At 42.2% G+C, this 10,384-nt stretch carries 12 protein-coding genes and 1 pseudogene; all 13 read left to right on the top strand.

Features of this window, described 5'->3' with window-relative positions; genetic code table 11:
• A partial coding sequence (locus tag A3842_RS05040; protein WP_143186160.1) for an ABC transporter permease occupies positions 1-1,059 on the top strand: 1,059 nt, incomplete at its 5' end.
• A 112-nt stretch (positions 1,060-1,171) separates the two neighbouring features.
• Positions 1,172-1,350 (top strand): annotated as a pseudogene (locus tag A3842_RS33180) (IS110 family transposase); the annotation flags it as partial.
• Positions 1,351-1,726: 376 nt separating this feature from the next.
• Entirely contained in the window at positions 1,727-2,497 is a 771-nt protein-coding gene (locus A3842_RS05035; protein WP_074100659.1) for an SDR family NAD(P)-dependent oxidoreductase, read from the top strand.
• Between the two features lie 31 nt (positions 2,498-2,528).
• Positions 2,529-3,086: an OsmC family protein gene (locus A3842_RS05030; protein ID WP_074100658.1), complete on the top strand. Its 558-nt coding sequence runs from the start codon at positions 2,529-2,531 to the stop codon at positions 3,084-3,086.
• 103 nt (positions 3,087-3,189) lie between these two features.
• A complete protein-coding gene (locus A3842_RS05025) occupies positions 3,190-3,864 on the top strand; it encodes an SDR family NAD(P)-dependent oxidoreductase (protein WP_074100657.1) in 675 nt (224 codons plus the stop codon).
• 127 nt (positions 3,865-3,991) lie between these two features.
• The gene (gene trxA, locus A3842_RS05020) at positions 3,992-4,309 is read left to right on the top strand and encodes a thioredoxin (RefSeq protein WP_074100656.1); all 318 of its coding nucleotides are present in this window, start codon (positions 3,992-3,994) and stop codon (positions 4,307-4,309) included.
• 136 nt (positions 4,310-4,445) lie between these two features.
• A complete protein-coding gene (locus tag A3842_RS05015; RefSeq protein WP_074100655.1) occupies positions 4,446-5,111 on the top strand; it encodes an ArsR/SmtB family transcription factor in 666 nt (221 codons plus the stop codon).
• Positions 5,112-5,192: 81 nt separating this feature from the next.
• Positions 5,193-5,666, top strand: a complete 474-nt coding sequence (locus tag A3842_RS33700) for a rhodanese-like domain-containing protein (protein ID WP_074100654.1) — start codon at positions 5,193-5,195, stop codon at positions 5,664-5,666.
• Positions 5,611-5,937 carry a thioredoxin family protein gene (locus tag A3842_RS05005; protein ID WP_074100653.1) on the top strand — a complete coding sequence of 109 codons (327 nt, stop codon included), beginning with the start codon at positions 5,611-5,613 and terminating at the stop codon, positions 5,935-5,937. Before A3842_RS33700 ends, A3842_RS05005 begins: the two co-directional genes overlap by 56 nt.
• A gap of 55 nt (positions 5,938-5,992) precedes the next feature.
• Complete coding sequence (locus A3842_RS05000) at positions 5,993-7,096, top strand: flavin monoamine oxidase family protein (RefSeq protein ID WP_074100652.1); 1,104 nt, start codon at positions 5,993-5,995, stop codon at positions 7,094-7,096.
• 92 nt (positions 7,097-7,188) lie between these two features.
• A complete protein-coding gene (locus tag A3842_RS04995; RefSeq protein ID WP_074100651.1) occupies positions 7,189-8,151 on the top strand; it encodes a zinc-binding dehydrogenase in 963 nt (320 codons plus the stop codon).
• A gap of 159 nt (positions 8,152-8,310) precedes the next feature.
• Complete coding sequence (locus A3842_RS04990; RefSeq protein WP_074100650.1) at positions 8,311-9,753, top strand: MFS transporter; 1,443 nt, start codon at positions 8,311-8,313, stop codon at positions 9,751-9,753.
• A 260-nt stretch (positions 9,754-10,013) separates the two neighbouring features.
• On the top strand, positions 10,014-10,384 hold a 371-nt coding region (locus tag A3842_RS04985; protein WP_143186159.1), incomplete at its 3' end, for an IS110 family transposase.

Here is a 10,384-nt window from a genome sequence, read left to right as displayed (position 1 = left end):
GTGTATAAGCATATTGCCAAGCTAAATGCTGTAGAGCAAGCCTATAAATTTTACAATAATCAAGTGATGGCCATTATCCCTAAAGATAAGATCAATCCCAAATATTATGAATTTAACAAAAATAGGTATGTCGTTTCTGAAGGGGAGGGGTATCGAACCGATAATAACTATCTCACGTCTTACGGGGACAATGGCTTGGATGCTCTGAAATCCAAACTCATCACTGGTAAGATCGACAAAGAGAAAATGAATCAAGAGAACGGCGTTATCGTTCAACAAAAAATAAGCATGACCACGGAAAAAGGCAAACAGCTGATTCTCGATCAAACTCGTTTTAAAGTCGGAGATCACATCAAAATTCGAACATTTGACAGAGGTCAAAAAGGATACCAAACCGTGACAGTGGTCGGAATTGTCGATCAGGATTTGTTGTCGAAAGAATATAACAGTAGTCATGTTGTTTCATTCATTACGACGCCGAAAGTATACTCTAATATTATGGGTAGCGATATTTATTCTAGAATATTTATCCTTGCTAATCCCGAGATATCGAACCATATGATAACAGACTATTTGAAATCATTACCTGAGAAAGACGCCGGATTTAATTACACTGATAAAGTGGAAGAGCTTGCCCAAGCTAAAAATGACGCAAAGACTTTTAGTATCTTCTTTTACGGTTTTATCGGTGTCATTGTTCTAATTGCTTTTTTGAACATTATCAATACAGTAAGTACGAATCTAATTCTTCGTACGAATGAATTTGCAACCCTCAAGGCCATCGGCATGACCCGGAAGGAAGTGAGGAAAATGATTATTTTAGAAGGCGTATTTTATGGATTGTTTTCCGCTGTAATTGGAATTATCCTGGGGACAGTGCTGGATTACGGAATACATCTTCTCTTCACGGGTGCTTTAGATGCAGATTGGGTATTCCCGTGGTACAGTATCGGCATCGCTTTCGCGGGATCAATGATCACAACGATCCTTGCAACGATTGGGCCAATGTACAGGCTGAATAAAGTTAGTATTGCAGATGCTCTCCGGAGTGTGAATTAGGGTGGTGGGTTTAAAAAATTCCATTACAATAGAATCCTCTTGTTCGCAAATTAATCTATAAGGTAGCCATTCCTGTAGTGTATTAATTAGCGGTTTGAAACCAAAAAGCACCGCCATCGACTATCGGGGGATTGAACTTGGAATGGATTGTGTATTCTCAAATACGCGAGCTGGCCTGGAGCAACTGGTTCAGTGGATGGTGGAGCTCCAGCAAGAGCATGCCAAGAGCGACGTCCTCTTCGGCATGGAGCCGCCGGACACTACTGGTTTAACCTGGCCGAGTATTTGGGATAGCACGGCATTCCATTAGTCATTGTCATTGCCGATCTAGCATATAACAACAATATAAGTACAGATCAAAAGATCAGTCATGCGTCTAGCACGAGACATCACAAGCCACGAATAAATAAAGCTTGACGGAATCTAAGAACTACATTATATTCAATTTATCAATTGATTAATAACGAAACTCGATTTGTGGTACTATTTATTACACTTGTTATAAAAGGAGGTAATCGAAAACTTCCACAGAAATGTCCGCAGAGTCTGAAATCAGAATTTTATGCGGCTCATAAAATGTGATAGTGTGATATTCAATTTTTCGGATTAATCTACCTATCAGTAGGTAAATACGTACAATGTAATTAATAAAAAGGAGATGAACCAAATGAAATTTGAAAATAAAACAGTTATTGTTACCGGTGGAGGAACAGGAATAGGAAGGGCTGCTGCGCAAAGATTTTTTGAAGAAGGTGCGAATGTTATCATTAACGGCCGTCGTGAAGACGTTCTGAGAAAAACTGCTCTGGAAATTGATCCTACTGGCAAAAAGGTATTGGCAGTTGCGGGAGATATTAGTCGACTGGAGACATCCAAGAGACTGGTTCAAGTGGCTACGGATGCTTTTGGTGGCATAGATGTGCTGGTGAACAATACTGGTAAGTTTAACCCAACACCTTTCCTGGATCATTCGCCAGAAGATTTGCAATCTTATCTGGATACGATTGTAAAAGGAACGTTTTATCCTTCCCAGTCTGTCATTCCCGAAATGAAAAAAAGAGGGGGAGGCGCAATTGTTAATACAGGTTCAATGTGGGCAACCCAAGCAGTAGAATCAACACCGTCATCGGCATACTCAGCAGCGATGGCAGGTAGGCATGCCCTGACTCGAAACTTGGCGATTGAGTTTGCCGGAGATAATATTAGAGTGAATGCTGTAGCACCTGCTGTTGTTGAAACGCCTATCTATAACACCTTTATGAGTGAAGAAGAAGTGGCCAAAGTACTTCCAAGCTTTAACGCATTCCATCCCATTGGACGAAATGGGACTCCATTGGACGTTGCGGAAGCTATTCTGTTTCTCGCCAGTGACTCTGCTGCATGGATTACTGGTGTAGTTATGCCATTAGATGGTGGGGTTACAGCTCGTTTGAGATAATTTTATTAGAAGAAAGATGAGGAGATATCAAATGAATAATAATCGCGGGCTTATTAACGGACTCGACGTAGATGCTCTGAAGCAGTTTGCAGGAGCGGTAGCGCAGAACTCAAAGGATGGAATAGCGCAATTTCAAGTGACAACAGAGTGGACTGGGGGAACCAAGTCAGCCTCGTCCATTAAAGAAATGATGCTTGGTGAGCAAAAGCTTGAACGGGATTTTCAGATATTAATCGATGAACCAGCCGAATTATTGGGTGCGGATCTAGCTGCTAACCCACAGGAGTATCTAATGGCAGCACTTAACGCTTGTATGATTGTTGGTTATGTTGCGGCAGCTTCATTAGAGAATGTCCATCTGAAATCTTTGAAAATTCTTACCAAAGGCCAATTGGATCTTCGCGGATTTCTTGGCCTAGACGAGAACATTAAACCTGGATATGAAGAACTGCAGTATAAAGTAGTTGTATCGGGGGACGGGACGCAAGAGCAATGGAACCGAATTCATGAGACGGTCATACGCACATCCCCGAACCGCTGGAATATTGCTAATGCCATCCAACTCAATAGTGAATTTGTGATTGAATAATACTCCATAGAATAGGAGCATCTCTGATTGAATCGAAATAAAGAGCGCTTCTTCAGGTGCTCTTTATTTCTGGTCGGATCATTAGGTAGAGGAGAATGAACAAATGAAAACAATTGCTATCATTGGTGCTGGACCGGGTCTTGGTTTCTCATTGGCCAAGACTTTTGGAAGGCAAGGGTTCCGTATTGCTATGGTTTCAAGGACACAGGAGAAGCTGGATCAATATGCTGATCAGCTCAACAAAATGGGGATAGAAGCTCAGGGGTTTGCTGCCGATATTACAAACAAAATACAGCTAACAAGGGCATTTCAACATATTAAAGATGCGTTCGGTTCAATAGATGTCATGGAGTATAGCCCGTATAATGGAAGTGTTTCTGTAACACCTGTTCTGGATACGACAGACGATAGCGTTCTTCAAATTTTTAACAATGTTGTCATTGGAGCCATCAACTCTGCAAGACAAGTTATTCCGGAAATGACAGTACGAGGCGAAGGGGCGCTTCTTTTCACAAGCGATCTTTCAGCCATGAGCCCAAGCCACCTGTTCGGCAATACAGGTATAGCCATGTCAGGACTCCGAAACTATATCCTTAATTTACACGAACGTTTGCTTCCTCTCGGGGTATATGTCGGACATTTATCCATAAGTCCTTTGATTAAGAAGGGTACTGGCTTTGACCCGGATCTGGTAGCGGAGGCTTGGTACAATCTTTATGAGAAAAGAGCAAAGGCAGAAGAAACGTTTCCTAAGAGTATCATGGAAATTTTAAATTGAATTTTATATACGATAAAATTCCTCTGACACGAACATGGACTTACGGGGTTGACGGGATTGTATTTCAGCGCTATAATTCAATTAATCGATTGAATAATTGATAATACAAATGAGGAGGGTTCTGTTCATGGGAGCAGTAACTTTAACAAAAAAAACTTTTGAATCTAATATTAACACCGGTGTAACGTTAGTCGATTTTTGGGCACCATGGTGCGGACCTTGTCAAGTGCAACTTCCCATCGTAAATGAGCTGGCTGACGAGTTAGCGGGACAGGCGACTCTTGGCAAAGTTAACGTTGATGAAGAAACCGAATTGGCTTCACAGTATGGAGTTAGAAGCATTCCTACACTGCTATTATTTAAAGATGGGAAATTGTCTGAGACAATGGTGGGGATCACTCCAAAGCAAGCTCTTAGAGAAAAAATCTTAGGGTTAGTGAAGTAATTAATTAAGAAGAAAACGGCGGTTTTGATGTATCAGACCCGTCGTTTTTCTGCAAATAATGATAACGTGAATAAAGTTTTGGATTGCTGTTTTTTAATTGGACATAATAATCTGCAACAAAAAAGGGGGGGACAATATGGATAAAAGATGTCCAGAATCAGATATTAAAGAACGTTTATATCAGCAATTTGCTCGAATTGGAAAATGCTTATCCAGTGACAAAAGACTAGAAATCATGGACCTTTTATCGAATGGACCAAAATCGGTTGAAGGTTTGGCTACACAGACTGGCATGAGTGTTGCGAATGTTTCCCGCCATCTACAGATTTTACTGGATGCGAAGTTGGTTAAGTGCTACAAGAAAGGAACGTACGTCATATATAGCATTAGTGATCCATCGGTTACACATTTCTTAACTTCATTGTGGAATTTGTGCGAGGATAGACTCGCTGACATAAAACAGATTAAAGATGAGCTGGAAAGACAATATGAAGGTGTTCATAGTATTTCAAAACACGACTTATTGGCCAAAATGAAGCAGGGAAAAGTAATTCTCTTAGATATTAGACCCGCTGAGGAGTATGAATCATCTCATATTCCAGGTGCCATCTCTGTACCCTTTGAACATTTGGAAGAATACCTGAAAACAATAAATAAAGCTGATGTAGAGCTTGCAGCATACTGTCGTGGCCCATACTGCTCTATTACATCCCAAGCTGTTGATTATATACAAAAACAGGGCTTTAAAGCTTATCGTGTAGAAGAAGGAACCAGGGAGTGGAATGCTTGCGATGAAGAGTAGGGAACCTAAAGCATGGAGTAAATACAGGATGGAATTCTTAATTCCTAAATGCTTAAGTCGTGTTTCAGGGTGGGATGACAAATGATTATTACTATGCTATTAGTTTTTCTTATAATTTACAGGCTTATTCAACATTTCCGCTTCCTTTGTGGAGTGACCATCTTATCTTTGAAATCAAGCGAAATCCAGGTGCCTGATCCTATCAAATTACTTGACATTAGAGATGTATCCGACTTTGATAAAGGGCATGTACCGGAATCCATTAATATATCCCTGGGTCGATTGCCCTTTGTTTGGGAAAAGGATTTGTCTCCAAAGGACAGCGTAGTCATATTGACCGGCCAATATCTGAAAGGGAAAAAGGCGACCCGCATTTTACAAAAAAAGGGATTCCGGGATCTGTACTTAGTAGTAGCTCCAGTTTCTCAATTAATGGATCGGGTTCATAAAAGTCATTCGGAAAAGACTATTGTATTTCCAGAAAGACGGGTGATTAACAATGAATGTCCAAGAAATTACTTCCGTGGGAGAAATCGATACTTTTATTCAAAATAACCGATTCAGCATGTTGTATGTATCCCAAGAGGATTGTAATGTATGTCATGCGATTTATCCCAAACTCAAAGAATTGCTCAGTAACTTTCCCGAAATAAAGCTTGCGCACGTAGATGCCCGTCGGGTAGGGGAGGTTGCAGGTAAATTTTTGATTTTTACAGTTCCTACGATCATTATGTTTCTTGACCAGAAAGAATATCTTCGTGAAGGAAGGTTTGTTCAGTTTGAACAATTAGAAAGAAAGTTACAACAACTGCACAATGTGATATGACTTCTAAAGCATGTCAACATGAATATTAAAATATTCAAAAGGATGGATAAAAAGAATGAAGAACCCGGTGATAATTATTGGTGCAGGTTTAAGCGGCCTGCGGGCAGCCACTTTACTTAAGGAGCAAGGTATTGAATGTAGGATTTTGGAGGCTCGAAACAGGATTGGAGGCAGGGCTTTGAGTTCCCTGAGTCCCGATTATCCTGAATTGGGGAAATTTGATCTTGGACCCACCTGGTTCTGGCCGCGATATGAGCGTACAATCACCCGTCTCGTTCAAGAACTGCACCTGGAAACTTTCGAACAGCACACCGAAGGGGCCATGTTATTTGAGCGTTATAAAAACCAAGCACCTGAGCGCCATATCCTCCCGGTTCACTCCATGGAAAGATCATTGCGGTTTGCAGGAGGGGTGCAATCTTTAATTGACGCGTTGGCTAGCAAGCTTCCACCAGAGATCTTTGAATTAGAAACACGTGTCACGGCAATTGAATTGAATGATCCAGACTTCATCACGATTCATGCAGAACTTGCAGATGGGCATACCAAACAATTTACTGCTAGTACTGTTATTCTGGCATTACCGCCTCGGCTTATTGCACGGCATATTCATTTTGTTCCTGAACTTCCTCCTGAACTGAACGCAAACCTTATCAACAAACCGACCTGGATGGCAGGACAAGCCAAAGCAATAGCTGTCTATGATTATCCTTTTTGGAGAAAAGACGGCCTTTCGGGTTTTGCATCGAGTTGGTTAGGACCTTTGCAAGAAATTCATGATACTTCGCCTAACACAGGCTCGGGTGCATTATTTGGTTTCTTTGGGATGTCCGCGAAAGACCGCCATATGCTAGGGGAAAAGCTGGTTTTAGAACAGGTCATGGAACAGTTGGTTAGGCTTTTCGGCCCTTCGGCCAAAAATGCAAGGACTGTTCTTTATAAAGATTGGTCTGAGGATTCTGAAACGGCAGTATCCGAAGACAGTATTCCACTACAAGATTTCCCGGTTTATGGAGAACCGCCTGTAGTTGGTATATGGGAAAACAAAATGGTGTTCGCTGGAACAGAAGCAAGTCCAGAGCATGGCGGTCATCTAGAAGGCGCACTCCAGTCAGCTGAACTTGCAGTCTTGAAGATTATTGCCCAAAAAACTAGTTAATATATTATTCAATTAAGTAATTGAATAATTGTTTTATTTATTCTATACTAAGGAAGTTCCAAACCTTAAAAAAACTATAGGAGGTCCTATTAGTGAAGATGATGAGAGCTATACAAGTGCCTGCCAAAGGTGAAAAAATGAAATTAGTTGAGGTTCCGGTTCCGCAGCCTGCAGAAGGACAAGTACTGCTCCGTGTTGAAGCTTGCGGGGTATGCAATGGAGACTCGATGGCTATTGGAGGTTTGGCCTCGGAATATCCCCGTATACCTGGACATGAAGTGATTGGAATCGTTGAAGAGCTTGGAGCGGGTGCAACGAAGTGGAAGATTGGTGAACGTGTCGGTATTGGATGGCATGGGGGACATAGCCATGTAACGGGATTAACGATTGACGGTGGTTATGCTGAATATATGGTTGCTTACCAGGATAGTTTGTCCAGTATTCCGCATGAAATTTCGGTGTTGGAAGCTGCTCCACTGATGTGTGCTGGTGAAACGACCTTCAGTGCCATCAGAAACAGTAAAGCTCGGCCTGGTGATCTGGTAGCTATTCAGGGTATCGGCGGGCTGGGGCACCTTGCGGTTCAATACGCAAACAAGGCAGGATATCGCACAGTGGCTATCTCTCGAGGAAGTGATAAAGAAAATCTTGTACGTCAACTTGGAGCGCATCATTATATTGATTCGGAAAAAGAAGATCCTGCAAAGGCACTACAAGCTTTAGGAGGAGCAAAGGTCATCCTTGCTACTGCACCAAACGCAAAAGCTATTTCATCTCTGATAAACGGGTTGGGTCAAGATAGCGAACTAATCATTGTGGCGGGTTCTGGTGAGCAATTGGAATTGTCGGCGATGGACTTTTTGAAAGGTCCTAACACTGTAAAAGGTTCGTTTACAGGCGGAGCGAAAGAAATTCAAGCAACGATTAATTTTAGTGTTCTTACCGATATTCGTCCCATGATCGAAACATTCCCATTAGATCGTGCTAGCGAAGCATACGATAAAATGATGTCAGCTTCGACTCGATTCCGTGCTGTTCTGAATATTTCTGAGTGAAAATATTGTGAAATTTGAAGCATTATTAGCTGAAATAGCCAAACTCGATTCCAAATAAATCAAAAGAGATCATTACAAAATCGGCAATACTTGTGGCAGAGTATTGCCGATTTTGTAGATCAATTACTTTACCTATCCAATCTATAAAGGAGTGATATTGTGCTAGAACAAGGAGCAGTAGCAAAGAATAAGAACGAGAACCAAGAGAGGAAATGGAGCCTTGAAATTTGGGGACTTCTTCTGATCGTCTCAGGGGCGCTATTCCTTGATGGAGTCGATTTATCCATGGTTAACATTGCCTTACCTTCAATTGGTAACGAACTTCATCTTTCCACGGGATCGTTGCAATGGATTGTAAATGCCTACATTCTAGGGTACGGCGGATTTCTGCTCTTAGGAGGCCGTGTAGCCGACTTACTTGGCCGGCGTCAAGTATTTCTGACTGCAGTTGCTGTGTTTGGTTTGGCATCGATTGTCAGTTCTTTCATGAGTAATGAGATCGCACTTATCGGTTTGAGACTCCTTAAAGGGATTGCAGCGGGGTTCACGGTACCTGCGGGAATGTCCATTGTAAGCACCTCATTTGCAGCAGGACCTGACCGAATGCGTGCACTTAGTATTTACTCCATCATTGGGATGACCGGTTTTGCCTTAGGGCTTGTATTCGGAGGGCTTCTCACAGAAATTGGATGGCGCTTTACTTTGTTGGCTCCTGGTCCGGTCGCTCTTATTCTTTTACTTGCCGGCTTAAAACTGGTGCCACATGCTTCTAGAGAACGTGTAACCATGAAGCAGTTTGATCTCTGGGGTTCACTTACAATTACAGCTTCATTGTTAGTGTTGGTATACGCACTTGTAGAGGCTCCTGCCAAAGGGTGGACTTCTATTACGACGATTCTTCTGATCATTGCCAGCGTTGTGTTGTTGTTTGCCTTTATTCTTGTAGAGAGACGACATCCCCAGCCTCTGGTGCGGCTTGGGATTTTCCGTTCAATGTCGCTAGTCAATGCAAATTTTGCCGCAATGATGCTGCTGGGAAGTTTTATGTCCTTCCAATTTATTGCAACTCTATATTTACAAGATTCACTAAGTTGGTCACCACTTTGGGTGGCTTTGGCATTTTTGCCTTCAAGTTTATTTCAGGTCGTTTTTGGCCCGCGTATTGACCGTGTGATGAAGCGAATAGGTACACCCATGGCAATTCTGATTGGCTTAGTGCTGGTTTCAATCGCATACCTTTTATTTTTCCGGGTCGACCCTGCGTTGCCGTACTGGAATTTCCTCCTGCCAACCATGATCTTAATTGGTATTGGCTTTGTGTTTGCTTTCCCAGGGGTAAATATCCAGGCGACTCATAATGTCATTCCTGTAGAACAAGGATTGGCTTCAGGACTTGTCAATACCAGCTTGCAGATTGGCGGCGCTATCTCTTTAGCTGTCATAACCGCTGTGCTCAATAGCTCGCATGAACCGATGGAGTCCAATCAACTTTTACCTAATATGTACGTGGCAATCGCCATTGTAGCAGGACTAGCTCTGGCAGGAGTTTTGTCATCGGTGATCTACCTTGTTCAGTTGCATCGGGCGAATAAAAAGGGTTAATTGTATTGAAAAGATATAATACGAACTTGACAATCTATCTACTAGTAGGTAAAATAAAATCAATCCAGTGAAATTCTCTTGGATATCAAAATGGTATACAGCCGATTGAATACATCGGCGTTTCTATGACAAGAATACAAAAAAATGAATAGAGCCATTCCTGTAATGAATTAATTTGAGGTTTGAATGAAAAAAGCGCCAGCTGTATACTGGGAAACGTTCCGTCCAGAGAACAAATTCCAGCGCAGGAGGCACTCAACATGAAGTATAAACAATCGAAGAAACAGAATCAACGGATGATGAGAATTTCCGACAAGACCCTTGTCGTAGGGGCAGACATCGCTAAGGAAACCCATGTGGCCCGAGCCATTGACTTTCGGGGAATTGAACTGGGGAAAGATTGTGTATTCTCCAATACACGAACAGGTCTGGAGCAACTGGTACAGTGGATGAAGGAGCTTCAGCAGGAGCATGCCAAGAGCGACGTCCTCTTCGGCATTGAGCCCACCGGACACTACTGGTTTAACTTGGCCGAGTATTTGGGACAGCAAGGTATTCCTTTGGTCATTGTCAATCCGCACCATGTACACCAAAGCAAAGAACTGGAAGATAACTCACCGACGAAAAACGA

Source organism: Paenibacillus sp. P3E (genome assembly GCF_001909045.1).
In the GTDB taxonomy this organism is placed as follows: domain Bacteria; phylum Bacillota; class Bacilli; order Paenibacillales; family Paenibacillaceae; genus Paenibacillus_AQ; species Paenibacillus_AQ helianthi.
Note: the sequence above shows the minus strand (reverse complement) of the source record. Positions and strands in the feature narration are given on the sequence as shown.

What these genes read in the sequence shown, in the direction of transcription:
- A3842_RS05025 (WP_074100657.1), top strand. Translation starts at nt 3,190, where the DNA reads ATGAAAACAATTGCTATCATTGGTGCTGGACCGGGTCTTGGTTTCTCA.
- A3842_RS05030 (WP_074100658.1), top strand. Translation starts at nt 2,529, where the DNA reads ATGAATAATAATCGCGGGCTTATTAACGGACTCGACGTAGATGCTCTG.
- A3842_RS05035 (WP_074100659.1), top strand. Translation starts at nt 1,727, where the DNA reads ATGAAATTTGAAAATAAAACAGTTATTGTTACCGGTGGAGGAACAGGA.
- A3842_RS05000 (WP_074100652.1), top strand. Translation starts at nt 5,993, where the DNA reads ATGAAGAACCCGGTGATAATTATTGGTGCAGGTTTAAGCGGCCTGCGG.
- A3842_RS33700 (WP_074100654.1), top strand. Translation starts at nt 5,193, where the DNA reads ATGATTATTACTATGCTATTAGTTTTTCTTATAATTTACAGGCTTATT.
- A3842_RS05015 (WP_074100655.1), top strand. Translation starts at nt 4,446, where the DNA reads ATGGATAAAAGATGTCCAGAATCAGATATTAAAGAACGTTTATATCAG.
- trxA (WP_074100656.1), top strand. Translation starts at nt 3,992, where the DNA reads ATGGGAGCAGTAACTTTAACAAAAAAAACTTTTGAATCTAATATTAAC.
- A3842_RS05005 (WP_074100653.1), top strand. Translation starts at nt 5,611, where the DNA reads ATGAATGTCCAAGAAATTACTTCCGTGGGAGAAATCGATACTTTTATT.